This is a genomic window from Aliivibrio sp. S4MY1 (assembly GCF_028765545.1).
Classification (GTDB): domain Bacteria; phylum Pseudomonadota; class Gammaproteobacteria; order Enterobacterales; family Vibrionaceae; genus Aliivibrio.
In genome coordinates this window covers 251,065-276,915 of record NZ_JARACP010000004.1, presented here as the reverse complement: position 1 = coordinate 276,915, position 25,851 = coordinate 251,065, and the positions used below count along the sequence as shown (strand labels likewise).

Annotated in this window: 29 protein-coding genes; 13 read left to right on the top strand and 16 right to left on the bottom strand. The window is 42.1% G+C overall.

Annotated elements, in window-relative coordinates; all coding sequences use genetic code 11:
* Positions 1–109 precede the first annotated feature (109 nt).
* From fusA to fkpA, 8 genes are all read right to left on the bottom strand, one after another.
* Positions 110–2,206, bottom strand: a complete 2,097-nt coding sequence (gene fusA, locus PVK71_RS06795) for an elongation factor G (protein ID WP_274419127.1) — start codon at positions 2,204–2,206, stop codon at positions 110–112.
* A gap of 134 nt (positions 2,207–2,340) precedes the next feature.
* Positions 2,341–2,811: a 30S ribosomal protein S7 gene (rpsG, locus tag PVK71_RS06790; protein ID WP_130046145.1), complete on the bottom strand. Its 471-nt coding sequence runs from the start codon at positions 2,809–2,811 to the stop codon at positions 2,341–2,343.
* A gap of 94 nt (positions 2,812–2,905) precedes the next feature.
* Entirely contained in the window at positions 2,906–3,280 is a 375-nt protein-coding gene (rpsL, locus tag PVK71_RS06785) for a 30S ribosomal protein S12 (RefSeq protein WP_005417208.1), read from the bottom strand.
* Positions 3,281–3,445: 165 nt separating this feature from the next.
* Positions 3,446–3,733: a sulfurtransferase complex subunit TusB gene (tusB, locus tag PVK71_RS06780; protein WP_274419126.1), complete on the bottom strand. Its 288-nt coding sequence runs from the start codon at positions 3,731–3,733 to the stop codon at positions 3,446–3,448.
* A 3-nt stretch (positions 3,734–3,736) separates the two neighbouring features.
* Positions 3,737–4,093, bottom strand: coding sequence for a sulfurtransferase complex subunit TusC (gene tusC / locus PVK71_RS06775; RefSeq protein WP_274419125.1), 357 nt, complete (start codon positions 4,091–4,093; stop codon positions 3,737–3,739).
* Positions 4,094–4,122: 29 nt separating this feature from the next.
* Positions 4,123–4,515, bottom strand: coding sequence for a sulfurtransferase complex subunit TusD (gene tusD, locus PVK71_RS06770; RefSeq protein ID WP_130049055.1), 393 nt, complete (start codon positions 4,513–4,515; stop codon positions 4,123–4,125).
* A complete protein-coding gene (locus PVK71_RS06765) occupies positions 4,512–5,216 on the bottom strand; it encodes a helix-turn-helix transcriptional regulator (RefSeq protein WP_130046149.1) in 705 nt (234 codons plus the stop codon). Before PVK71_RS06765 ends, tusD begins: the two co-directional genes overlap by 4 nt.
* A 170-nt stretch (positions 5,217–5,386) precedes the next feature.
* Positions 5,387–6,181, bottom strand: a complete 795-nt coding sequence (gene fkpA, locus PVK71_RS06760; protein WP_274419124.1) for an FKBP-type peptidyl-prolyl cis-trans isomerase — start codon at positions 6,179–6,181, stop codon at positions 5,387–5,389.
* Between the two features lie 128 nt (positions 6,182–6,309).
* Here fkpA and PVK71_RS06755 point away from each other — a divergent pair, with 128 nt between their 5' ends.
* Entirely contained in the window at positions 6,310–7,323 is a 1,014-nt protein-coding gene (locus PVK71_RS06755; protein ID WP_274419123.1) for a WD40 repeat domain-containing protein, read from the top strand.
* Positions 7,323–7,547: a SlyX family protein gene (locus PVK71_RS06750; RefSeq protein ID WP_130046152.1), complete on the top strand. Its 225-nt coding sequence runs from the start codon at positions 7,323–7,325 to the stop codon at positions 7,545–7,547. Before PVK71_RS06755 ends, PVK71_RS06750 begins: the two co-directional genes overlap by 1 nt.
* A gap of 232 nt (positions 7,548–7,779) precedes the next feature.
* Here the strand turns inward: PVK71_RS06750 and slyD are convergent, their stop codons facing one another.
* The 4 genes from slyD to kefG are packed head-to-tail and all read right to left on the bottom strand — an operon-like array spanning position 7,780 to position 11,000.
* Positions 7,780–8,367, bottom strand: coding sequence for a peptidylprolyl isomerase (gene slyD, locus PVK71_RS06745; protein WP_274419122.1), 588 nt, complete (start codon positions 8,365–8,367; stop codon positions 7,780–7,782).
* 58 nt (positions 8,368–8,425) lie between these two features.
* Positions 8,426–8,626, bottom strand: a complete 201-nt coding sequence (locus PVK71_RS06740; RefSeq protein ID WP_443111717.1) for a YheV family putative zinc ribbon protein — start codon at positions 8,624–8,626, stop codon at positions 8,426–8,428.
* 41 nt (positions 8,627–8,667) lie between these two features.
* A complete protein-coding gene (kefB, locus tag PVK71_RS06735; protein ID WP_274419120.1) occupies positions 8,668–10,458 on the bottom strand; it encodes a glutathione-regulated potassium-efflux system protein KefB in 1,791 nt (596 codons plus the stop codon).
* The gene (gene kefG / locus PVK71_RS06730; protein ID WP_274419119.1) at positions 10,458–11,000 is read right to left on the bottom strand and encodes a glutathione-regulated potassium-efflux system ancillary protein KefG; all 543 of its coding nucleotides are present in this window, start codon (positions 10,998–11,000) and stop codon (positions 10,458–10,460) included. Before kefG ends, kefB begins: the two co-directional genes overlap by 1 nt.
* 149 nt (positions 11,001–11,149) lie before the next feature.
* Between kefG and PVK71_RS06725 the strand changes: the two genes are divergently transcribed.
* The 7 genes from PVK71_RS06725 to rraA all read left to right on the top strand — a co-directional run bounded on the left by PVK71_RS06725 (position 11,150) and on the right by rraA (position 17,455).
* Complete coding sequence (locus PVK71_RS06725; RefSeq protein ID WP_274419118.1) at positions 11,150–13,081, top strand: ABC transporter ATP-binding protein; 1,932 nt, start codon at positions 11,150–11,152, stop codon at positions 13,079–13,081.
* Complete coding sequence (locus tag PVK71_RS06720) at positions 13,065–13,565, top strand: TIGR02444 family protein (RefSeq protein WP_274419117.1); 501 nt, start codon at positions 13,065–13,067, stop codon at positions 13,563–13,565. The genes PVK71_RS06725 and PVK71_RS06720 overlap by 17 nt, the downstream gene beginning before the upstream one ends.
* Before the next feature lie 6 nt (positions 13,566–13,571).
* Entirely contained in the window at positions 13,572–14,540 is a 969-nt protein-coding gene (locus tag PVK71_RS06715; RefSeq protein ID WP_274419116.1) for a hydrolase, read from the top strand.
* 47 nt (positions 14,541–14,587) lie between these two features.
* Positions 14,588–14,830 (top strand): YheU family protein, encoded by a 243-nt coding sequence (locus tag PVK71_RS06710; RefSeq protein WP_130046160.1) that lies wholly within the window; start codon positions 14,588–14,590, stop codon positions 14,828–14,830.
* Between the two features lie 111 nt (positions 14,831–14,941).
* Positions 14,942–15,811, top strand: coding sequence for a phosphoribulokinase (locus PVK71_RS06705; protein WP_130046161.1), 870 nt, complete (start codon positions 14,942–14,944; stop codon positions 15,809–15,811).
* 94 nt (positions 15,812–15,905) lie between these two features.
* The gene (locus PVK71_RS06700) at positions 15,906–16,814 is read left to right on the top strand and encodes a 1,4-dihydroxy-2-naphthoate polyprenyltransferase (RefSeq protein WP_274419115.1); all 909 of its coding nucleotides are present in this window, start codon (positions 15,906–15,908) and stop codon (positions 16,812–16,814) included.
* A 140-nt stretch (positions 16,815–16,954) separates the two neighbouring features.
* The gene (gene rraA / locus PVK71_RS06695; RefSeq protein WP_130049066.1) at positions 16,955–17,455 is read left to right on the top strand and encodes a ribonuclease E activity regulator RraA; all 501 of its coding nucleotides are present in this window, start codon (positions 16,955–16,957) and stop codon (positions 17,453–17,455) included.
* A gap of 352 nt (positions 17,456–17,807) precedes the next feature.
* Here the strand turns inward: rraA and zapB are convergent, their stop codons facing one another.
* Complete coding sequence (gene zapB, locus PVK71_RS06690; RefSeq protein WP_130046164.1) at positions 17,808–18,050, bottom strand: cell division protein ZapB; 243 nt, start codon at positions 18,048–18,050, stop codon at positions 17,808–17,810.
* A gap of 364 nt (positions 18,051–18,414) precedes the next feature.
* Here zapB and glpX point away from each other — a divergent pair, with 364 nt between their 5' ends.
* Both glpX and PVK71_RS06680 read left to right on the top strand, forming a co-directional pair.
* Positions 18,415–19,422 carry a class II fructose-bisphosphatase gene (gene glpX, locus PVK71_RS06685; RefSeq protein WP_274419114.1) on the top strand — a complete coding sequence of 336 codons (1,008 nt, stop codon included), beginning with the start codon at positions 18,415–18,417 and terminating at the stop codon, positions 19,420–19,422.
* Between the two features lie 539 nt (positions 19,423–19,961).
* Entirely contained in the window at positions 19,962–20,315 is a 354-nt protein-coding gene (locus PVK71_RS06680; protein WP_274419113.1) for a DUF3135 domain-containing protein, read from the top strand.
* A gap of 19 nt (positions 20,316–20,334) precedes the next feature.
* On the opposite strand, the gene PVK71_RS06675 is transcribed toward PVK71_RS06680, so the two are convergent.
* On the bottom strand, positions 20,335–20,679 hold the full coding sequence (locus tag PVK71_RS06675) for a 5-carboxymethyl-2-hydroxymuconate Delta-isomerase (protein WP_130046167.1): 345 nt from the start codon (positions 20,677–20,679) through the stop codon (positions 20,335–20,337).
* A 273-nt stretch (positions 20,680–20,952) separates the two neighbouring features.
* On the opposite strand from PVK71_RS06675, the gene tpiA reads away from it, so the two are divergent.
* A complete protein-coding gene (gene tpiA, locus PVK71_RS06670; RefSeq protein ID WP_274419112.1) occupies positions 20,953–21,723 on the top strand; it encodes a triose-phosphate isomerase in 771 nt (256 codons plus the stop codon).
* A 327-nt stretch (positions 21,724–22,050) separates the two neighbouring features.
* Here tpiA and groL read toward each other — a convergent pair whose 3' ends face one another.
* Entirely contained in the window at positions 22,051–23,688 is a 1,638-nt protein-coding gene (groL, locus tag PVK71_RS06665) for a chaperonin GroEL (RefSeq protein WP_274419111.1), read from the bottom strand.
* 40 nt (positions 23,689–23,728) lie between these two features.
* Positions 23,729–24,016 carry a co-chaperone GroES gene (locus PVK71_RS06660; RefSeq protein WP_060993308.1) on the bottom strand — a complete coding sequence of 96 codons (288 nt, stop codon included), beginning with the start codon at positions 24,014–24,016 and terminating at the stop codon, positions 23,729–23,731.
* A 268-nt stretch (positions 24,017–24,284) separates the two neighbouring features.
* Between PVK71_RS06660 and PVK71_RS06655 the strand changes: the two genes are divergently transcribed.
* Entirely contained in the window at positions 24,285–25,631 is a 1,347-nt protein-coding gene (locus tag PVK71_RS06655) for an MATE family efflux transporter (protein WP_274419110.1), read from the top strand.
* The last annotated feature ends 220 nt before the right edge of the window (positions 25,632–25,851 follow it).

Below are 25,851 nucleotides of genomic sequence, written 5' to 3'. Positions count from 1 at the left end.
CGATCGTGTTCCTTCCTAGTTATGATTCGCCCTACCGAACAGTGATAAGGCGCGCCAGAATTTGCTATTTTATGCGTCAATTGCTCTTGACGCAAGGGTATTGAGTATTTTATCCGCGTTCAGCGATGATTCTATCGGCAACATTCTTAGAAACTTCACCATATTCGGCGAATTCCATAGAGTAAGACGCTCGACCTTGAGTCGCAGAACGCAAAGATGTTGCATAACCGAACATTTCAGAAAGTGGAACTTGAGCGCGGATTATTTTTAATCCAGCAACGCCGTCGTCCATACCTTCAATCATGCCGCGGCGACGGTTTAAGTCACCAACAACATCACCCATCCAGTCTTCTGGAGTGGTTACTTCAACTTTCATCATTGGTTCAAGAATAACAGGCTGTGCTTCAAGCGCACCTTTCTTGAATGCCATTGAACCCGCGATCTTGAACGCCATTTCATTGGAGTCAACATCGTGGTATGAGCCATCAAACAGCGTCGCTTTAACGTCGAGTACAGGATAACCTGCTAACACGCCGTTATTCATTTGCTCTTCGATACCTTTCGCTACTGAGCTGATGTATTCACGAGGAACAGCACCACCAACAATTTCGTCTACAAAAACGAAACCAGCATCTGGTTCTGATGGTTCGATTTTCAGCCATACATGACCGTATTGACCGCGACCACCAGATTGACGTACGAATTTACCTTCCACTTCCGCGCTACCACGGATAGTTTCACGGTATGCCACTTGAGGCTTACCAACGTTACATTCAACACTGAATTCACGCTTCATACGGTCAACAATAATATCTAAGTGTAGCTCACCCATGCCAGAAATCAGTGTTTGACCTGATTCAACATCAGTTTCTACTTTAAAAGATGGATCCTCTGCCGCTAGCTTACCTAGTGCGATGCCCATTTTTTCTTGGTCTGCAAGTGTTCTTGGTTCTACTGCAATTTGAATTACCGGTTCTGGGAATTCCATACGCTCAAGAATCACTTTTGCATTTTGATCACACAGAGTGTCACCTGTTGTTACGTCTTTTAAGCCAATCGCTGCTGCAATATCGCCCGCACGTATTTCTTTCACTTCTTCACGCTTATTAGCATGAAGCTGAACAATACGACCAAAACGTTCACGCTTTTGTTTTACTGAGTTATAAACACCGTCACCAGTACTAACAACACCAGAATAAACACGCATAAAGGTTAGTGAGCCAACAAATGGGTCTGTCGCAATTTTAAATGCTAACGCTGAGAATGGTTCATTGTCGTCAGCGTGACGCTCAACTTCATTATCATCCTCATCTACACCTTTGATTGCAGGAACATCAATCGGTGCAGGTAAGTATTCAATCACAGCATCTAGTACTGCTTGAACACCTTTGTTTTTGAATGCAGAACCACAAGTTGCTAATACGATCTCGTTATTTAGTGTACGAGTACGTAGTGCTCCTTTAATCTCTTCTTCTGATAGCTCTTCACCTTCAAGGTATTTGTCCATCAGTTCTTCAGAGGCTTCAGCTGCTGCTTCAACTAGATTTTGACGCCATTCATCTGCAAGTTCAAGCATATCAGCAGGGATCTCTTCATAAGAGAAGGTCATACCTTGATCGGCTTCATTCCAGTTAATGGTCTTCATCTTGATAAGGTCAATAACACCTCTGAAATCATCTTCTGAACCAATATTTAATTGGATAGGAACAGGATTTGCACCAAGACGGTTTTTAATTTGGTCTACAACACGTAAGAAATCTGCACCTGCACGGTCCATCTTATTAACAAACACGATACGAGGAACGCCGTATTTGTTCGCTTGACGCCATACAGTTTCAGATTGAGGTTCAACACCTGATGATCCGCAGAACACAACAACAGCGCCATCAAGCACACGCAAAGAACGCTCTACTTCGATAGTGAAGTCAACGTGTCCAGGAGTATCGATGATGTTAATGCGGTGATCTTGGAATTGTGCATCCATACCACGCCAGAAAGTCGTAGTCGCTGCAGAGGTAATTGTGATACCACGCTCTTGCTCTTGCTCCATCCAATCCATGGTAGCAGCACCATCGTGAACTTCGCCGATTTTATGAGAAAGGCCAGTATAGAACAGAATACGCTCAGTAGTTGTAGTTTTACCTGCATCTACGTGAGCACAGATACCGATATTACGGTAGTGCTCAATAGGTGTATTTCGAGCCACGGTTGTATCCTCTTATCTTAGGGATTATTGCTATTTCCCAACGCATATGCATTGAAATAGCGATAATGGCTAAGTGTATTACTAAATGGGAAAGAAAGAAGTAAGGTGCAGCAAGGACTGCTGCACCTTCGGTATTACCAGCGGTAATGAGCGAATGCTTTGTTAGCATCAGCCATACGGTGAACGTCTTCACGTTTCTTAACCGCAGTACCTTTGTTCTCAGACGCGTCTAACATTTCGTTAGCAAGACGCTGAGCCATAGATTTTTCACCACGCTTACGCGCAGCATCAACCATCCAACGCATAGCAAGTGCGTTACGGCGAACCGGACGTACTTCTACAGGAACTTGGTAAGTTGAACCACCCACACGGCGAGATTTAACTTCCACCGATGGACGAACATTTTCAAGAGCTTCTTCGAATACAGCTAAGTGATCTTTACCAGATTTCTCAGCCATTAATTCTAGTGCACCGTAAACGATTTTTTCAGCAGTTGATTTCTTACCGTCAACCATTACGATGTTTACAAATTTTGCCAACAGCTCAGATTTGAACTTAGGATCTGGAAGGATCTTACGTTGGCCTATTACGCGACGACGTGGCATGGAATTTCTCCGTTGTTGTCTTCAGGTTATCCAAAACTTTTCAGTTTCTTCAAATTACAAATATTTAGTGTTTGGCCTTACTTAACGGATTCCATTAAGACTTAGGACGTTTCACACCGTACTTAGAACGACCTTTCTTACGGTCGTTTACGCCTGCACAGTCAAGTGCACCACGAACAGTGTGGTAACGCACACCTGGTAAATCTTTAACACGACCACCACGGATAAGAACAACTGAGTGCTCTTGAAGGTTGTGACCTTCACCGCCGATGTATGAAGTAACTTCAAAGCCGTTAGTTAGACGAACACGACATACTTTACGTAAAGCTGAGTTCGGTTTTTTTGGAGTAGTAGTATATACGCGAGTACATACACCACGTTTTTGTGGACACGCTTCTAGCGCAGGCACGTTGCTTTTAACAACTTGCTTTGCACGTGGCTTGCGTACCAACTGGTTAATAGTTGCCATTAAAATAGCTCCTGATTAGAGGTTCGAAAACTTTTGAAAAATCTATATCCCTATGGAAATAGGGACGCGAAATTCTAAGGCTGAACGTGATATGTGTCAAGAAATATACAGCACTATTAATAAACAATTTAAAAATAATTTTGCTCTCTTGCTCATAGCACCGAATTACCAAGTCACCACAGGGGAATATTCTTGGGTAAGAGAGACAAAAGATAAATAGTTAACTAATTGAATATTATCACCAATTAAGCTTTTCAAACCTCTTGCCTCCATGTCTTCTTGTAAAAAATAGCATTGCTTAAGAGGCAAGATCATTAAATGATCTTTATGATCCAACATGCCTGCATAAACGCAGTCTTGTGTTAATAAAAACACATCTTGCTCTACATTTACCGGTAATTCTTTACGATAAAGTGCTTGTAAATTATCTGTATTAGTTAAGATATGCAGCATAATTTAAAACACCATTACTTGAGCGCATTGCGCTAACTTCTCATTAATCTGTTGATTTGGAATAACATCAACATCAATATTTAGATTACTTGGCTTTAATCCACGATTTGATAACGCGGTTTGACACACAAAGATTTCTTCTAGATCGCACAACGCTAACATTTTAAATCCAGAGATATAATCACGAGATAATATTTGTTCTGGTTGCTGATTTTCAAGCAGTTGCAATACACCATCGCCAATAAAGAAAATATGAATGTCTTCACTGTATGCTGACGCTGCAAGAATGGCATCTAACCCCTCTCTGCCTTTTGCCGTAGTGTGCGGTGAACTTTGGAATACAAATCCAATTCGATTCATTACTAACCTACTCTGTTGAACGTGAAGAATTAAAATTGAATAACGCGATCAAACGTTAATAACGCTGTTGCTAATCCACCTAATCCAGCCTGTTTAAACCCAGAAGCCAAATTATGCTGCTCGACTTTATTTTGTTCCGCTTCTTCGTAACCAATTACACCACGACGCAATGCTGCTGCAACACACGTTTCTAACTCGACATTATGTGCTTTAGCCAGAGCTTGCCACGCCTTAGTAATATCGAATTCATCATTAGCAGGTAAAATCAAAGAGGAAGCGTTAAGCACACCATCTTGGTAAAAAAAGACTTTTTCTAAAATCTCACCTTGCTCGATCAAGGCTTGTGCAAACTGAAAGGCCTGTCTAGAAGCTTGAGTTCCGTACGCTGAGCCATTAACGACTAATCCATAACGTAAACTCACTTCTCGCCATCCTCTGTTTTTCTCTGACGAATATAAAGATAAACGGTATGTTTTGAGATATTTAATTGATCAGCAACACGGTTAATCGCATCTTTAATATCAAAAATACCTTTGTCATATAAATCCATAACAATCTGTTTATTCTTCGCGTTATTACCGACTTCTTTATCGGCATTAATTTCATCAATGGTGCGCTTTACCGTTTGATCGACTAACTCATCAACATCACTGGCAAAGTTTACGCTTGAAGCGGCTTCATTCGCTTCCTCACTCGGCATGAAAGAATGCAATACTTGCGAGAAAGGCGCATCAAGGTTGATATTAATACAAAGCAAACCAATAATTCGATCATCTCCATTACGGATGGCAACCGTAATCGACTTCATTAATACACCACCCTTAGCACGAGTGAAGTAAGAGCGAGAAAAATTACGCTTAGAACGCTCAATATCTTTAAGCATTTGTAGCGCTAAATCAGTGATAGGTGAACCCACTTTACGGCCTGTATTTTCTCCGTTAGCAATTCGAATCGCAGATTTATTGATGTCTTCAAGTGAATGCAGAACGATTTCGCAATAACTACCAATTAAACTCGCAATGCCATCAACAACGGCTTCGTAAGAGCGCAGAATATGATGATCAAATTCAGTAAATGACACCACCTCAGATAGACTCTCTTCTGCGATATTTTCAATATTCATAATCTACCAACGTAAAATGGTCGGCTTAACATTGCTTGTTAAGACTTACGACTTAAAATAATTACATCAAGTTTATCAGAATATTTGCATGAAAATAAAAAACCCCAGCAAGTGCCGGGGCTAATTCAGTGATCTAAAACAAAGTTTAGATTATTTAATTCTAGAGATAATTATTTTGCTGGTTTTGCAGCATCTTTAATCTCAAGTAACTCAACATCAAATACCAATGTAGAGTTTGCAGGGATCGCTTGATTACCTTGTGCGCCGTAACCTAACTCAGCAGGAATAACAAACTTGTACTTAGAACCAACATTCATAAGCTGAACACCTTCAGTCCAACCTGGGATTACCGCATTCAGAGGGAATGTCGCTGGCTGGTTACGATCGTAAGAACTATCAAACTTAGTACCGTCGATTAGAGTGCCTGAGTAGTGAACCACTACCGTATCAGTATCTTTAGGTTTAGGACCTTCAGCCGGTGTAATTACTTGATATAGAAGACCTGAATCCGTCTTCATTACACCCTCTTCTTTTGCAAATTTTTCTTGATAGTCAGTGCCGGCTTTTAAGTTTGCTTCAGACTCAGCTGCCATTTTTTGTTGTGCAATTTCAGCAACACGCTGATCTAGGTTTTGAAGCGCTACCTGAATTTCTTCGTCTGTTAGGCGTTCTTTGCCATTAAACACATCAGTAACACCAGCAAGTACATCTGCTTTCTTAAGGTCTAAACCAAGTTCTGTTTGTTTTTCTAAGTTCGAGTTTAGGTATTTAGCCAGTGATGCACCGATTGCATAACCTGCTTTTTCATCATCAGATGCAAACGTTGATGCAGTTACACCTTCTGCTGACGCTTCAATTTTTGCAGGTAAGGTAGTTGCTTCTGCTTTTGGTGCTTCTTCTTTTTGACAACCAACAACAAATGCAACAGTTGCAGCAAGTAACGATACTTTAAAGATAGATTTCATTTCAAAACTCCGATTATTTGAGGTCTTGCCTCAATTTCTTATTCAATTCTTTAGATAAAGGTGAGAAATATACTTCAGCACAATATACTAGTAGTTATAGACACATTACAAACGAGTAGTTCAATTTGATGCGCGCTATATCTCAATACATAGCAATTTTTGTCATTACGCTGACATTATCAGGCTGTTTCTTTAGCAATTCAGACCAACAGCGCTGGGAAGTTGCCACCCAAGGTACGACAAGTTTCGCGTTAAGTCGCGACGCTCGTTTCGGGCTGTTCTTCGTAAAAAAAGGCTCTAATGCCATTAATACTGACAGTGAAACGAAAAGCGGATTACACTTTTGGGACTTAGTTGACAATAAAGAGCTTACCTATTTTGGCGCTCAAGATCAGCACGATTCAACGGTTTCTCATATTACCATTTCCGATAATTCTCGTTTTGCGGTTACCGCAACACAAACCAATTTTGCGGTTTGGGATTTAGGAATGGGAATTTCTGAAGGATTATGGTCTATCTCTGATGGCATTATTCGAGATATTGACATTGCGAGTAATGGTCAACAAATCTTGCTTGGCTTATCCAATGGCAAGGCTATCTATATCGATTTAGCGACTGGCCGCCGTTTGGAGTTCCTCGCTCATAGAGAAAAGGTCAATTCTGTTGCTCTCTCAGCCAATGGGAAATTTGCTTTATCAGGTGGTAATGACCATTTTGCTTATTTTTGGGATACGACAATAGGTCAGATATTACATACCTTTGAGCATGAGAAACGCGTAAGTCGTATCGCACTACAACGGGATGGCAGATATGCCTTAACCGCAGATGGTGGAAATGAAGCCTTTATCTGGAATTTAAAAACGGGTGAGAAAATATCTAAGCTACGTACCTTTGCGCGTCAACAAGTGTTCTCTAGTGCTCGTTTCAGTGACGATGGCCATTATTTAATGACAGGCTCTCCCTCTGGTAGTGTCATGTTATGGGACACTTTATCAGGTAAGAAGCAAGAACAATGGCGCTCTGAACCATTAAAAGATGCACGCCCACCAACAGCGGTAGTGTATGATGTCGCCATTGATAAAAAACAACGAGTCATTTCTGCTACCTCAGCCGGAATAGCTCAAGCTTGGTTGATAGAATAATGACTACAGATATTAAAGAATTAGAAGATAAGATCAGTGATTTAGAGTACAAAATGGCATTCCAAGAGCAAACCATTGATGAGTTAAACGATGCCTTATCACAACAACAATTACTGATCACGAATATGCAAGTTCAAATGAAGTTCATGGTCGGTAAGATGAAGACGATGGATTCATCGAATATGGCGGATGCGTCAGAAGAGACACCACCACCGCATTACTAGAAACTAGAAACTAGAGGCTATACGCTTTGCTAACTAGACCGCTTCGCTCCTATAAAAGCAAAAGCACAGATATTGATAGTAATATTCACAACTATAAGCGTACACGCTCTTATAGTTTCTAGTAAAAAAAGACCACAGGCTCAATACCTGTGGTCTTCTCAATTCTTAAGGACGAAGACCGCCCTTTAGCATAGCGTCTTTAAGCGCAGCGATCTGAATCCTGCTCTTAAGATTACTTAGCGCAGTTGCCTTTACCACAACATACGTGCTCTTCTTCGTGCTCATGATCGTGAGAATGGCCTTCGCCACCACAACAACCGCCTTCGTGATCATGATCGTGACCACCACAGCCGCCTTCTTGGTGAATGTGACCGTGAGCCGCTTCTTCTTCAGTCGCTTCACGTAGTGCTACTACTTCAACATCAAAGTCTAGCGTTTGGCCAGCAAGCATGTGGTTACCATCAACAACCACTTCGTCGCCATCAACTTCAGTTACTTCAACAGGGATTGGGCCTTGGTCTGTATCAGCAAGGAAACGCATGCCAACTTCGATTTGATCAACACCTTGGAATACGTCAGCAGGAACACGTTGAATCATCTCATCCATGTGCTCGCCGTAAGCTTCTTCTGGAGCAACAGTGATGCTGAATTTATCGCCAGCAACTTTGCCTTCAAGTGCTTTTTCAAGACCAACAATCAGATTGTCGTGGCCGTGTAAGTAATCAAGAGGAGCTTCAACTGTTGATTGGTCAACAACTACGCCTTCTTCCGTTTTTACTTGGTAAGCAAGGCTAACTACAACGTTCTTTTCAATTTTCATTTTAACTCCGGATGCACTTGGCATTAATGGATGGTATTCATTTTCAGCTAAGATACCGTTATTCAGGTTTAAAAACACCAATAACTTCATCTTGCGCGTGTTTGGTTTGTTCTATCGACTTGGGTGCTTTACGATCCACATGGCCGCACTCCACACATTCGACATATTCAATATTACTTTCTTGCCACCAACGTAGCGTATCAGTCGTACTGCATGATGGGCAAACCGCACCTGCAATAAATCGTTTTTTCACGGTTATTATCCTTGTGCTAATGGTACCAATCTTAGTCAACGTTGGTATTAATCCCAATCATTCTGATTTGATCGTTCGCTTTCCATCTCTAAACCAAAAATCTCTTCCAACTCTATTCGAGCCGCTTTCGCTTTAGAAGCTAGCGCCTTGTCGTCTGAGTGCAATGGTAACAATTCTTTTAGCATAGCAACATCTAACTTTTTAAAATGAGATTCGGCGCGCTTTGCTTGATAAGAGTGCATACCCAAAGATGTGAGGGTTTGTCGGCCTAAATCAAGGGCTCCATAAAAAGTTTCTCGTGAAAAGTGATCCACCCCTTCATTTAACAACTCATACGCTTCAACTCGACTTCGCGCTCGCGCTAAGATTTTCAAATGAGGGAAATGCTGTTTACACAACGCCACAATCTCCATCACTTTTTGCGGATCGGTCTTACAAATCACAATCGCTTCGGCTTTTTCAGCACCCGCCGCTCGTAATAACTCCACTTGCGTGGCATCGCCGTAATACACCTTATAGCCAAACTTTCTTAATAGTCGTATTTGGCTTGGGTCACTCTCTAAAATGGTCAATTTAATTTTATTCGCAAACAGTAAACGTCCAACAATCTGTCCAAAACGACCAAAGCCCGCAATAATCACTTTTGGCTGAGTCGCATGAGTAAAATCCGATTGCGGTATTTCGTCTTCGTTATTCAGTGTTCTCGTAAACCATTTATCTTGAGCGATGAGTAATAATGGCGTCGTCATCATCGACAAGCTCACCACAACTAATAGAAATGCCGTCAATTCTCTACTTAATAACCCTTCCATTTGCGCTGCCGTAAATAACACAAATGCAAACTCACCACCTTGACTTAAAATCATCGCCATCTGACTGCGGGCTTTCGCTTGGGTACCAAATAATCGAGCTAGGCCATAAAGTAGAAAACCTTTTGATGACACCAATATCATCACAGCAACCAGTATCTCAAATGGGTATTGCAGTAATAAGCCTAAGTTAACCGACATCCCTACAGCAATAAAGAACAGCCCAAGTAATAAACCTTTAAAGGGTTCAATCGCCACTTCTAATTCATGACGAAATTCACTTTCCGCCAATAATACCCCAGCAAGAAAAGCCCCAAGCGCCATCGATAATCCCAACTGTTTCATCGCAGCAGAAACGCCAATGACCAATAATAAGGCAGCTACGGTAAATAACTCTCTAGCACCACTTTTTACAACGTAGCTAAATAGTGGTCTTAATAAGAAATGGCCTAACGTAAAAATACCGATAACACCAGCCAGTATCCACAAGCCATCCATCCAATTACCACTCGCCCCTCCTGCTAACACAGGCAACACAGCAAGCATCGGGATCACCGCAATATCTTGGAATAACAATACTGCAAAGCCCGATTGACCACTTTCTGATGCCGATAATTTTCTCTCTTCAATCACTCGCAAAGCTATCGCGGTAGAAGACAAGGCTAAGCCCATGCCTATCACCACACTCACCTGCCAAGCCAGACCGTAAAACATCATCGCGGCGGTAATAACACAAGAGGTAAGCACCACTTGGCTACCACCCAAACCAATAATGGGTTTTCGCATCTTCCATAATTTATTTGGGTTTAACTCTAAGCCAATCAAAAAGAGCAGCAACACCACGCCAAATTCTGAAAAGTGCAAAATCGCATCCACATCAGAAATTAACTGTAACCCCCACGGGCCAATGGCAATACCTGCTAACAGATACCCCAACACCGCACCCAAACCAAATCGCTGCGCTAAAGGGACCGTCACCACGGCAGCAGCTAAGAAAATCGAACTCGTATGTAACCACTCTCCTGCCATTAGATATCTCCTTTGGGGTTTTGTAACCACGCACGATAATCATCAATAAACTGCTGACGCTTTTCTACTGTGATTCTTCGAGCCCAATATTGAACAGATGGCGTCAACCATTCCATTTGACACAAGGCGGCGGTTATCTTAAAAGGAATTAAAATCTCATCCATCGTATGTTGATTATAACCCGTCTCAGAAAACGCCTCTTCAATGCCTCCTGCGGTAATCACACTGCGCCACTGTTTTCCTTTTAAAGCACTGCCATTGCCATAAGCAAACCCTTTCCCTAATACGCAATCCATCCACTCTTTTAGTAAAGCTGGACATGAGTAAAGATACAGCGGGTGCTGGAATACAATAATGTCATGTTGGGCAAGAAGCTCATGCTCATAAATAACATCAATAAAAAATTCAGGGTAATGCGCATAGAGATCATGCACGGTGACATGGGATAAATCATGATAAGCGGATAGGATCGCCTTATTGGCAACCGAGTGTTCTGGATCAGGATGAGCGAGGATCACTAATATTCTAGGTAACTGAGTCATAAATTCCTTTTTAGACGTCTCTTCTTATTATTTTAAATGGGGCTTTTACTCCATCATACAGACTATTTCTATATCGACAATCTTCACGCTTACGCCTACTATGCTCCTCGTATTCACTATTTTTCCAACAAAGAGAAGCACACCACAGCATGATTACGTTTTCAGACATTCAATTACTTCGTGGCGGAAAGCCCTTATTAGAACAAGCCTCTGCCACCATTCACCCTGGTGACAAAGTCGGGTTAGTTGGAAAAAATGGCTGTGGTAAATCCACTCTTTTTGCTCTCATCAAGGGCGAGTTAAGTGTTGATGCCGGTTCGAACCGTGTTCCTCATAACTGGGAAATGGCGTGGGTAGCTCAAGAAACACCAGCTTTAGAGCGCAAAGCGATTGATTACGTTATCGATGGTGATCGTGAGTTTCGTGGTTTAGAAGCACAACTAGCAAAAGCCGAAGAAGCAGACAACGGCACCCTAGTGGCTGAACTGCACGGAAAAATAGAAACCGTTGGTGGCTATACCATTAACTCTCGTGCGGCAGAGTTATTAAACGGTTTAGGCTTTTCACAACAACAGATGGAATGGAATCTAACTCAATTCTCTGGTGGTTGGCGTATGCGTTTAAACTTAGCGCAAGCCCTAATTTGTCGCTCAGATTTACTGCTACTCGATGAGCCTACCAACCACTTAGATTTAGACGCTGTAATGTGGCTAGAGCGTTGGCTACAAAACTACCCTGGCACCTTAATGTTGATTTCTCATGACCGTGATTTTCTTGATCCTGTTATCAACCGTATTATTCATGTTGAGAACCAACAATTAAATGAATACACAGGTAACTACTCGTCATTTGAAGTGCAACGTGCTGAGAAACTGGTACTGCAACAAGCTAAATACCAAAAGCAACAAAAGAACATGTCGCATATGCAGTCATACATTGACCGCTTCCGTTATAAAGCGTCAAAAGCGCGCCAAGCACAAAGCCGTATTAAAGCGTTAGAGAAAATGGAAAAAGTGCTACCAGCACAGTTAGACAACCCATTCAGCTTTAACTTTAGAGAGCCAGATGCACTACCAAACCCAATTCTAATGATGGATGAAGTGAGTGCAGGCTATGAAAACAACACCATTCTAGAGCAAATTCGTTTAAACCTAGTTCCGGGTAGTCGTATTGGTCTATTGGGTCGAAATGGTGCTGGTAAATCAACACTAATCAAATTACTGTCTGGCGAGTTAGCCCCACAAAGTGGCGTTTTCAACTACTCTCAAGGCGTGAAAATTGGTTACTTTGCACAGCACCAATTAGAAACACTGCACGTAGAGGAAACCCCTCTGCAACACCTTATGCAAATTGCCCCAAATCACACCGAACAACAACTGCGAGATTACTTAGGCAGCTTTGGTTTCCAAGGTGAAAAAGCATTAGAGAAGATTGGTCCGTTCTCTGGTGGTGAGAAAGCACGTTTAGTATTAGCACTTGTTGTATGGCAAAAACCAAACATGTTGCTACTCGATGAACCGACCAACCACCTTGATTTGGATATGCGTCAAGCCTTAACCATGGCACTACAAACCTTTGAAGGCGCAATGGTTATCGTCAGCCACGACAGATACCTACTTCGTGCAACCACAGATGATCTGTACTTAGTTCATGATCGCCAAGTCATCCCTTTTGATGGTGACTTAACCGATTACTATAAGTGGCTAACAGAGCAAAACAAAAACGAGCGCAAAGAGCAACTTCAACAAGATAAACAAGACAGCCCAAGCACTTCAACCAGCTTAAGCGCCGCTGATAAAAAAGAGCAGAAACGTAAAGAAGCGGAGTTCAGAAAGCAAATTGCACCATTGCGTAAAGAAGTAACTAAGCTTGAAACTCGAATGGATAAGCTCAATGAAGCATTAAGCAAAGCAGAAGAAGAGCTTGGTGACGTTTCATTATATGAAGCTGAAAACAAAAAACGCTTAACCGAAGTATTAGCTATTCAAGCCTCTGCAAAATCAGAGCTTGAAGAAGTCGAGATGGAATGGATGGATCTTCAAGAGCAAATTGAAGAAAAAGAGAATGCCGCTCAGCTGTAATACGTCTATCAGTACATCACAAAAGGCTTTACTTACCAGTGAAGCCTTTTGGTTTTTCTCGCTCTCTCACTACAAGAAACAGGGCGTACAACAAGCCGCATTAGAACTGCAAGATAAGCATCATGGTAACGTTAATCTTGCTTTGCTACTTACTTGGCTCGATTCATTTAATATCTACTTTTCACCCTCTCACTTTTCGTGTCTTGAAGTGTCGCTTAGCCAAAGTGACGAACTGCTTCAAACCTATCGGCAGTTAAGAAAAAAAATCAAAAACGCTCAAGATCCAACCCTCTATCAAGACGCATTACGGTTTGAACTTCAAATAGAAAAACAACAACAAAACGATCTCATCAGCGCGTTACTACGTATTCCATTACAAATAAAAACAACAGAGAAGTCACAGAGCTTATTAAGTGAGTATTGCTCAAGATTAAACGCAAGCTCCCTGCTTCTTTCGCTAGAAACTAACATCACGACTGAGTAACTAAAGATGATAGACAATTTCACACCAGCACAGGGCTTATCCAACGCTCATATTCAAACGCTTCTGCCACGATTGATACGCAGAAACCCACTGTTTAATGCCTATTGGCAGCGTCTTGAATTACCCGATGGGGATTTTGTTGATCTTGCATGGAGTGAAAACCCAAACAAAGCGGGGAATAAACCACTCTTCATCTTGTTTCATGGGTTAGAAGGCAGTTTCGAAAGCCCATACGCAAATGGGTTACTCGCGGCCGCTAAACAACAAGGCTGGCTTGGTGTCATGATGCACTTTCGAGGATGCAGTGATGTACCAAACCGTTTAGCCAGAGCCTATCATTCTGGTGAAACCGAAGACGCACGCTTCTTTATCCAAATGCTTGATACCCGCTTCCCTGAACGAACCAAAGTCGCAACAGGGATCTCTCTTGGTGGTAATATGTTGGTTAATTATCTCGCCAAATATCGCACTAACACCTTACTCAATGCCGCGACGGTTATCTCAGCCCCACTTGATTTAAGTGCTTGCTCGGAGCGTATTCAGCAAGGATTTTCACGAATTTATCAGAGCTACTTATTACGCTCATTGAAAACCAATAGCATAAAAAAAATCAATGGCAGCCGAAAGGCGATTGTTGGCTTAAATAAAGAGATGATCGCAGCCATTCCTGATTTACTGCAATTTGATAATTTACTCACCGCCCCAATGCACGGCTATGAAAATGCACAAGACTATTACCAACAATGCAGCGGTTTACAGTTTTTAGAAAACATCGATATCCCAACTCGGATCATTCACTCTAAAGACGATCCATTCATGACAGAAGCCGTGATCCCTACTCATCCTTTGCCTAACTGTGTACACTATCAACTGACAGAGCATGGTGGCCACGTTGGTTTTATTACTGGTTCATTAACCAAACCAAACTTCTGGTTAGAGACGACGGTAAATCAGTGGTTCCAACACGTTCTATAATTTCAACGCCACTCATGGCTATTCATTAAACGGATGAGATAAGCAGTATGATCATTCCTTGGCAAGACATTGCACCAGACACACTAGAAAATTTGATCTCCGAATTTGTACTTCGTGAAGGGACGGATTACGGTGAAATTGAGATAAGCCATCAAGAGAAAGTAGACCAAATAAAAGTATTGCTAAAAAATGGTGAAGCGATGGTGGTTTTTTCAGAATTACATGAAACGGTCGATATTCAAACCAAAGCCCGTTTTAATCCTAATCTCACCAATCATGAATTTGAATAATCATTTTCAATCAATCACAAATTTCAAACGATAACGTATCATTTAATGCAACCCTGTTATAACATCTTGGCTATTAGGCTTTGATGCCAAGAATCACAGACAGGGTTTGTCATGTCCGCAAAACATCCAATTATCGCCGTTACCGGTTCATCCGGAGCAGGCACTACAACGACTTCTGAAGCCTTTCGTAAAATGTTCAACATGATGAATATCAAAGCATCATGGCTTGAAGGAGATAGCTTTCATCGATTTACCCGTCCTGAAATGGATGTTGAGATCCGTAAAGCCAAAGAACAAGGTAAGCACATCAGCTACTTTGGGCCTCAAGCGAATGACTTTCCGGCTCTAGAACAATTCTTCCGCCAATATGGTTTAGATGGCACAGGACAATATCGCCGCTATCTTCACACCTTTGATGAAGCCGTTCCTTTTAATCAAATGCCAGGCACTTTTACTCCATGGCAAGATCTTCCAGATAATACCGATGTGCTTTTTTATGAAGGATTGCATGGTGGTGTCATGGATGGCGATATTGATGTTTCTCAACACGTCGATTTATTAATTGGCATGGTGCCGATTGTAAACTTGGAATGGATTCAAAAATTCGTTCGAGACACTCGTGATCGTGGACATTCACGAGAAGCGGTGATGGATTCAATTGTTCGCTCAATGGACGATTATCTCAACTACATCACGCCACAGTTTTCTCGTACGCATATTAACTTTCAGCGCGTTCCTACAGTTGATACTTCAAACCCACTCAACGCCAAAGGCATTCCAAGTTTAGATGAAAGTTTTGTGGTGATCCGTTTTCGAGGTATTCGCAATGTAGATTTCCCTTATCTACTTGCCATGATTGATGGATCTTTCATGTCTCGCCATAACACGCTTGTGGTTCCTGGTGGAAAGATGAGTTTTGCAATGGAATTAATCATTCGTCCTCTATTACAGCAACTCATTGATACAGGGAAAATCGGCTAACTTACCTACCCCTTATTTCCTTTTTCTCTTCAAATTTGGGGTTCTTCCAAAAATAGTGAATAATAGAGGTTCTATTCACTATTTTTGCGATGCTATGAAAAATTCTCCTTTTGCTATTTGGCTCAGTGCTGCTCGTCCAAAAACCTTACCGCTTGCGCTTGCTTCTATTATGACAGGCTCTGCATTAGCGTATTGGAACAACCACGCCTCAGCTACCATCACTCTCATGGCATTTGTTACTGCAACCTTATTACAAATCTTATCTAACCTTGCTAATGATTATGGTGATGCCGTAAAAGGCACCGATAATGATGATCGCCTTGGTCCACAACGCGCTATGCAGTCAGGTCTTGTTACTCAAGAGACGATGAAAAAAGCGATTGGTATTAATATTGTACTCACCATTATTAGTGGCCTAGTTTTAGTCTTTTCTTCGCTACATCAAGCCATGGATATCATTGGCTTTATTGCACTTGGTTTGCTTGCGATAGGCGCCGCTATTGCCTACACCATGGGTGATAAACCTTATGGCTACCGTGGTTTGGGTGATATTTCAGTATTCATTTTCTTTGGTTTATTGGGTGTTGCTGGTACTTATTATCTGCACACTGGTCATCTCTCTTCAGCTCTTTTCTTACCTGCTATCGCTTGTGGTTTATTAGCGGTCGCTGTATTAAACATCAATAACCTGCGTGACATTGAGAACGACGAAGCGTGTGGAAAAATGACCTTAGTGGTTCGTATGGGCGGTGACTGGGGACGTAAATATCACGCGGTATTAATGGCGTTAGCTTTTCTCTGCCTAGCCATTTTTAGTGCCACACAAATTCACTCACTGGTAGGTTGGTTATTTTTATTGGCAGGCCCATTCGCGCTTTATCATGTAATTTCCGTACTGCGCGCGCCTAATGGCGAAGCCATCCGACCAATGATGGGAACCGTGGTGCAATGTGCGTTATTCACTAATATCTTCTTCTCTATTGGCCTATATTTATCGATATAACGTGAACTTCAATATATTGAATGAGGTCTAGTGTCATAAAGTTCGCATAACTTGTTACCCATCATAGTAATGACTTATTAAGCACGTATATTAAGTCATTACTAAAAGCTATTAACACCAACCAAAAGGTAGGCATCATCATGGAATATAACACTTCAGCCCTTTGCGACATTTATTTAGACCTTGTAGATGTTGTTGAACCTATGTTTAGTCACTTTGGTGCAAAAACCTCTTTCTCTGGTCAAATTACGACCATCAAATGTTTTGAAGATAATGGTTTAATTAGCCGCGTTCTCGATGAAAAAGGCGAAGGCCGAGTGCTATTAGTCGATGGTGGCGGTTCATTACGTCGTGCATTGATCGATGCCGACTTAGCAGCAAAAGCCGCTCACAATGGTTGGGAAGGCTTGGTTATCTACGGTTGTATTCGTGAAGTGGATTATTTGGAAGAGATCAATATTGGTATTCAAGCCCTAGCCTCTATCCCTGTTGGTGCTGCAAAACAGAACATTGGTGAAGTGGATGTGGCTGTTAACTTTGGGAGTGTTACTTTCTTACCTGAAGATCATCTGTATGCAGATTCGACTGGGATTATTATTTCTCAAGAGCCGTTAGAAGAGATGGGTGAGGAAGAAGTGTAGAGCAGACAGCTTCGCCTTGAGAGCGCTTCGCTTAAAGCGCAACAAGTTGCTTAAGAGGCTAGAAAAGCGGAGTTCAGATCGCTGCGCTTGCAGAATTCAGAGGTGATCGCTTTAACTACCACAATCACCCCTGAACCCTGCAAGGGAGCTTGCGACCGATCTGAAACCTGAACTCTCTAAAACAAAAAAACCGCAGGTGCTTTCACACCTACGGTTTCAAATTCTTTCGCGAACCAATTCTCAATTTTTGATAAGTAAATCTTTCATCTTTAAAGCGGAGGCGCGGAGCTTATGATAATAAGTGAGCACCGACAACACAGAAGATGGAAGAGTTACAACTCAAAAAATAGAATTACTCTACTTCGTCCATCTTACCTAATAGACCACGGATACGAGCTTCAAATTGCGCTTGCTCATCACGTGCACGCTGAGCTTCTTGCTCAACTTCAGAACGACCGTTGTTTGCTTGCTCAAGATCTTGAGTTAGCGTTGCGTTCGTTTCTTTTAATTCTTCAACTTCCATTTGTAGCAGTGCGATTGTATCTACTGCCATCTGAACTTTAGCTTCTAGTTGTTCTAATATTTCTAAAGACATTCCTGCCACCTTAACTGTATTCGTCATTGAATATGCAGCGAATTAATCACTCACTACAAACATATTTTCTATTCTACTCAGCAAATGCAATTCTGCCATAGTGTTATTGCTGAAAATGCATCATTTGAACAAAAAAACGGCACATTTTACCAACATCTGACGTTATTTCTTAAGATTAAAACGAACTTCATACTAAAACTAGATTTTTCAATTCATTATTTGAGTTAAAGCACTGCTTCTCTTCTATAAATCAAACGGATGAATTCTAAAAAATCCGAATCTTTACTCGAAAAGCAAACGTTTCCCTTTTTGTTGTGATAAAATCCCCGCGATTTTTAAATTCATCGATTTATTCGGAGCATATATGAAACGCGATTTAGCAATGGCTTTTTCTCGAGTTACTGAAGGTGCCGCATTAGCGGGTTACAAATGGCTTGGCCGCGGTGATAAGAACGCGGCTGACGGTGCTGCCGTTGAAGTAATGCGTACACTTCTGAACAAGACTGACATCAGTGGTGAAATTGTTATTGGTGAAGGTGAAATCGATGATGCGCCTATGCTATACATCGGTGAAAAAGTAGGTACAGGTGGCGATGCGGTTGATATTGCGGTTGACCCAATTGAAGGTACTCGCATGACTGCGATGGGCCAATCAAACGCACTTGCTGTATTAGCTGCTGGCGAAAAAGGCAGCTTCTTAAAAGCACCTGATATGTACATGGAAAAGTTAGTTGTTGGTCCTGGTGCAAAAGGCGCTATCGATTTAGCACTTCCTCTAGAAGAGAACCTAGTAAACATTGCAAAAGCATTAGGTAAACCATTAGATACTTTAGTGGTTACTACTCTAGCTAAACCTCGCCACGACGAGGTTATCGCAAACATGCAGAAGATGGGCGTTCGTGTATTCGCTGTGCCAGATGGTGACGTTGCCGCTTCTATTTTAACTTGTATGCCTGATAGCGAAGTTGACGTAATGTACTGCATCGGTGGCGCACCTGAAGGTGTGGTTTCTGCTGCGGTTATTCGTGCGTTAGATGGTGACATGCAAGCGCGTCTTCTTCCTCGTCATGAAGTAAAAGGCGATACTGAAGAAAACCGTATTCACGGTGAAGAAGAGCTAAAACGCTGTGCAGAAATGGGCGTTAAAGCGAACGTTATCTTAAAGATGAGCGATATGGCTCGTAGTGATGATGTCGTTTTCGCAGCAACGGGCATCACTAAAGGTGACCTATTAGAAGGCATCACTCGCCAAGGTAATATAGCGACAACTGAAACACTGCTTATCCGTGGTCGTTGTCGTACGATTCGTCGTATTAAGTCGATTCACTACTTAGAGCGTAAAGACAAAGAAGTTAGAGATATTATTCTTTAATTAAAAGCGGGAAGAACGGTCCTATGGGCCTAGTTCCTGTGAAGTAAATTTGAAACCGTGGATGTGAAAGCATCTGCGGTTTTTTTTGTTTTAGAGAATTCAGGTTTCAGATCGGTCGCAAGCTCCCTTGCAGGGTTCAGGGGTGATCGTTGTGAGACTAGGTGCTATACACGCACTAGCTAGACAGTTTCGATTCTATAAGAGCAAATGCGAGTAAAAGATTCTGATGTATTCGTTGTAGTTACAGTAACCAAAGAACGGTTATTCAGATAAACCAAGATTCATCATTAACAACCCCTCCTAGCCTCCCCTTATATCAACATCACTAATCTCAAAAGTATATCTATCAAGGGGAGGAACTGTATTTCGTTCGCTGTGGTTACAACGCTCACCTCTGAACCCTTTAAGCGAAGCGATCTGAACCCTGCTCTTAATTCTCACAAACGAGACACCCCTTCAATCTCCCCCATCCCACCTTCTCAAAATCACAAAACGCCAACTAAGCTGAACTCATGGATACCAAAGCAAGGAGTCAGCCAATGCCGCATTCATATCATCACATCGACATTCCCTCATTCGATGAGCTCAAAGCATTAGCAGAGAAATCCCCTGAGCAATTGGAAGCCTTACGACATCAACTTAGTATGGAGTTTATTGAGAGCTTGCCGGAAGACCATCAAGGGCCATTGCTCGCACAACAAAGCCACATTGAACGTATTATAAAGAAAGGTAATAACCCTAATCACATCAATATATTGTTAGGGAAAGAACTTGGTAAGCAGTTTGTACGTTTTGCTAATTCATTAAACAAACCCATTAATGAGCATCAAGCCGCAGACATTATTCAATTTCCGAATGCCAATAATCACTCATCAAATAATACGAAGCATTAAAGAGAGTTTGTTTTATTTTCTATCCTACTTTTTGAAAACTCTCTTGCTCCATATCTCTCACATTGATGGTTAAGCTATCAATGTGGTTGGCTTGCTCAGCTAAAACATCCATTAATCCGCGACTTAATTCTCGCTTCTGCTCTGGCGTTCTTCCCGATAATAACTCTACCGTTATATGGATAAAATCAGCACTGTTGCCTTTATCACCCACCAACCAGGAATGAACGCGGATCGCTCGGGACTTTACATCATTAATTGAAAATAACTCTGACTCTATCGCGACCTGATGCAAATCTTCTAGTAGACCCTGCATATTTAAACGGTCTTCTGCCGAGTTTGAATATTCCATGATTAAGTGCGGCATTATTAACTTCCTTTTCATACTACGTAAATGAATGACTATTTTTCCATCATTCAGTGAAAGCGAATAAGTTACAATCTCCTCAATAGAAAAGTGCCTAATGAATCACAGTTAGGAACAATCAAAAATCTTCTCAATTCAGTTAATAATCTTTCGCACTTCGAAATAAAAGCGCTAAAATTATGCATAAAAATGATTTTAGACACTAAATCTGTCGTAAAATCTGTTATATTTTTACGCAAGTTTTTTACATTAATTTGAATTGGAGAGAATCCTATGCGTCATCCTGTAGTTATGGGTAACTGGAAACTAAACGGCAGCAAAGAAATGGTTGTTGATCTACTAAACGGTCTTAATGCTGAACTTGAAGGCGTTACAGGCGTAGACGTTGCAGTTGCTCCACCAGCACTTTTCGTTGACCTTGCTGAGCGTACACTTACTGAAGCTGGCAGCGCAATCATCCTAGGTGCTCAAAACACTGACCTAAACAACAGCGGTGCATTCACTGGCGACATGTCTCCAGCTATGCTTAAAGAGTTCGGTGCGACTCATATCATCATCGGTCACTCTGAGCGTCGTGAATACCACGCTGAATCTGACGAGTTTGTTGCTAAGAAATTCGCATTCCTAAAAGAAAACGGTCTAACTCCTGTTCTTTGCATCGGTGAATCTGAAGCACAAAACGAAGCTGGCGAAACGGTTGCAGTATGTGCACGTCAACTTGACGCTGTTATCAATACTCAAGGTGTTGAAGCTCTTGAAGGCGCGATCATCGCTTACGAACCAATCTGGGCTATCGGTACAGGTAAAGCAGCTACAGCTGAAGATGCACAACGCATCCACGCTCAAATCCGTGCTCACATCGCTGAGAAATCTGAAGAAGTTGCTAAGAACGTTGTTATCCAATACGGCGGTTCTGTTAAACCTGAAAATGCTGCAGCTTACTTCGCACAACCAGACATCGATGGTGCTCTAGTTGGCGGCGCAGCGCTTGACGCGAAAAGCTTTGCAGCTATCGCTAAAGCAGCAGCTGAAGCAAAAGCTTAATTTTTTAAATTCTCGTTTTAGAATTTAAATTGTAAAAAGGTCAACTTCGGTTGGCCTTTTTTGTATCTATTGATTGAGAAACTATACGCTGCGCTAACTAGAACGCTTCGCTCTAGAGACTATAAAAGCAGATATAGTTATTGTGGTAATAAAAGTTATCAAACTCAACGCTTTTGCTTTTATAGGAACGAAGTGATCTAGTCTCTAGTTAGCACAGCGTATAGCCTCTAGTCTCAAAGCATAAAAAAACCGAGGCACTTACGAATAAGTTAACCTCGGCTCTCAATTTGAACGCTTGTCTATTTAGACAATAGGCTCAGGGGATGATTACATCATGCCGCCCATTCCACCCATGCCGCCCATATCTGGCATAGAAGAACCTGAATCTTGTGGCTTATCAGTGATCATAGCTTCAGTTGTGATCATAAGACCCGCAACAGATGCAGCGAACTGAAGTGCAGAACGAGTTACTTTAGTTGGGTCAAGAATACCCATCTCGATCATGTCGCCGTACTCGCCAGTTGCTGCGTTGTAACCGTAGTTACCTTCACCAGCACGAACGTTGTTAGCAACAACTGAATCTTCTTCACCCGCATTCTTAGTGATTTGACGGATAGGCGCTTCCATTGCACGAAGTGCTACACGGATACCTACGTTTTGCTCTTCGTTGTCGCCTTCAAGACCAGCAACTTTAGATGCAGCGCGGATAAGTGCAACACCACCACCAGCAACAACACCCTCTTCAACCGCAGCGCGAGTTGCGTGAAGTGCATCTTCAACACGGTCTTTCTTCTCTTTCATCTCAACTTCAGTAGCAGCACCGACTTTGATTACTGCAACACCGCCAGCCAGTTTAGCTACACGCTCTTGAAGTTTTTCTTTATCGTAGTCAGATGTTGCGTCTTCGATTTGTTGACGAATTTGAGTAACACGACCAGAGATAATTGCCTCTTCACCAGCACCATCAATGATAGTCGTTGTTTCTTTAGTGATAGTTACACGCTTCGCTTGACCAAGATCTTCAAGAACTACTTTTTCAAGCTCTAGACCAATCTCTTCTGAAATTACAGAACCCGCAGTAAGAACCGCGATGTCTTGTAACATAGCTTTACGACGGTCACCAAAACCAGGAGCCTTAACAGCAGCAACTTTAACGATACCACGCATGTTGTTCACAACTAGAGTAGCAAGCGCTTCGCCTTCAACATCTTCAGCGATGATAAGAAGAGGACGAGATGCTTTAGCTACTGCTTCAAGAGCTGGAAGCAATTCACGGATATTTGATACTTTTTTATCAACAAGCAAGATGAATGGGCTATCTAGATCAACAGAACCCGCTTCTTGGTTGTTTACGAAATATGGAGATAGGTAACCGCGGTCAAACTGCATACCTTCAACAACGTCTAATTCGTCTTGAAGTGCTTGACCTTCTTCAACAGTGATAACACCGTCACGACCTACTTTTTCCATTGCTTCAGCAATAAGATTACCAACAGTAGAGTCAGAGTTTGCAGAAATAGTACCTACTTGCGCGATAGCTTTTGTATCAGCACATGGAACAGACAGCTCTTTAAGAGCTTCAACTGCAGCAACAACTGCTTTGTCGATACCACGCTTAAGATCCATTGGGTTCATACCCGCAGCAACGGCTTTTAGGCCTTCAGCAATGATAGCTTGAGCAAGAACTGTCGCAGTTGTTGTGCCGTCGCCCGCCGCGTCATTCGCTTGCGAAGCCACTTCTTTAACCATTTGTGCACCCATGTTTTGGAACTTGTCTTCAAGCTCGATTTCACGTGCAACAGAAACACCATCTTTAGTGATCGTTGGTGCGCCAAATGATTTATCTAAAACAACGTTACGGCCTTTAGGACCTAAAGTTACTTTAACCGCGTCAGCCAGAACGTTTACACCTTCTAGCATTTTGATTCGTGCGTCATTACCAAATTTAACGTCTTTAGCAGCCATCTTTATTTTCCTTTTTAAATTCTTTTCTTAATATCGTTTATTATTCAACAATCGCTAGGATGTTAAATTCAGACATGATCAGTACTTCTTTTCCTTCGATCTTCTCTGCTTTGATATTACCTTCTGCAAAGATAACTGAATCGCCAACTTTTACGTCTAATGGTTGTACAGAACCATTCTCAAGAATGCGGCCTTTGCCAACAGCTAGAACAGTACCACGCGTTGATTTTTCAGCCGCTGAGCCAGTTAGCACGATGCCACCTGCAGATTTTGATTCAACTTCTTGGCGTTCAACGATCACACGGTCATGTAAAGGACGGATATTCATTGGGCGTCTCCTGATAATTTTCCATTTAAGAATAAAGTGCCATGATTTGGCTTTGGTTTATTAATGGGGTTTTTAGGGGGGGATTGCAAGGGCTTTGGCGCTAATTTTTTAAAGGAAAGAGCAGAGTTCAGATCGGTCGCTGGCTCCCTTGCAGAATTCAGAGGTGATCGCTGAAATCTGCAAGCGAAGCGCCCTTTAATCTCAAGCAACTTGTTGCGCCTCTGCTCTTACTGCTACACTACCCACCCCACCACCACTCGAGAAAACCATGGTAGATAAACACGGGTTACTCACTCAACCTATCAGCGATGTGCTTCGTAAACTCACAACGCCTATGGTTTTTGGTATGGTTGCCATTCTGCTATTCAACTTGGTGGACACCTTCTTTATCTCACTCTTAGGGACTGACGCTCTTGCCGCGGTGAGTTTCACTTTCCCAGTTACCTTTGCGGTCAACTGCATTACCATGGGCATTGGGGTTGGTTTATCTGCCTCTATTGGGCGCTTGCTCGGACAAGGTAACAGCAAGCACGCTGCTCAATTAACGACACATGGATTAATCTTAGCCGTCATTCTTATTCTCATTGCTTGTAGCATCGGTTTTTTTACCATAGATCCCCTATTTCAATTATTAGGTGCAGAAGACAAACTGCTGCCTCTTATTCATGAATATATGTCTATTTGGTATATCACCATTCCGTTGCTAGTTATTCCAATGTCGAGCAACAGCGCCATTCGTGCCACAGGCGATACCACCACTCCGGCAAAAATCATGATGCTAGCAGGATTAATCAATGGCGTACTCGATCCATTGCTTATCTTTGGTTATGGACCTTTCCCTGAGCTGGGTATTCGAGGCGCTGCGATTGCCAGTGGCATCAGTTGGTTTGGGGCATTATGTGCGTCTTTTTATGTACTCACCCGAAAAGTAAAATTACTTGCACCACCAAAGCCATCAGATATGAAACAAGATTGGCATCAGATATTAAAAATCGGTTCACCAGCTGCGCTATCAAACGCATTAAACCCTATCTCTGGTGCTATTTTAATGATGATGCTTGCCAGCCAAGGTACGGTTGCAGTCGCCTCTTATGGAGCAGCACAACGAGTCGAGTCATTAATGTTGTTGGTGATAATGGCACTTACGTCTTCATTAAGTCCCTTTGTCGCTCAAAACCTTGGAGCTAAACAACCAGAGCGAGTCAAAGAAGCTATCTTCTTAGCGATGAAGTTCTCTGTATTATTCCAACTGTTTCTCTATATTTTAATTGTTCCATTGAGCATTCCGCTCTCTCATCTATTTAGCCAAGATGATGCCGTTCAACATGGCCTGTGGATGTACTTAATTTGTGTGCCCTTCAGTTATGGCTTCCAAGGCATTGTGATGGTGCTTGTTAGCAGCTTAAATGCGATGCAAAAACCGTTACATTCTTTCAGTTGGAGTTTCATGAGGTTGTTTGTGTTTACCCTACCCACAGCGTGGATTGGCAGTCATTTTTACGGAATGGAGGGATTGTTTGTCGGGATTGCGATTGGGAATGTGATGGGGGGGATTAGTGCGTGGCTGTTTGTGAAGCATAGTAAGTTGTTGGAGACTATACGCTTCGCTAACTAGAACGCTTCGCTCTAGAAACTATAAAATCAAAAGCTAGCACGGCGCTGCCCTTGATTTTTGCTTTTGATTTTATAGAAACGAAGTGGTCTAGTTTCTAGTTAGCGCAGCGTATAGTTTCTAGCTCTATATTACCACCCCCTCCTAACCTCCCCTTATATCAACATTACCAATCTCAACAATACATCTATCAAGGGGAGGAACTGTATTGCGTTCGCTATTA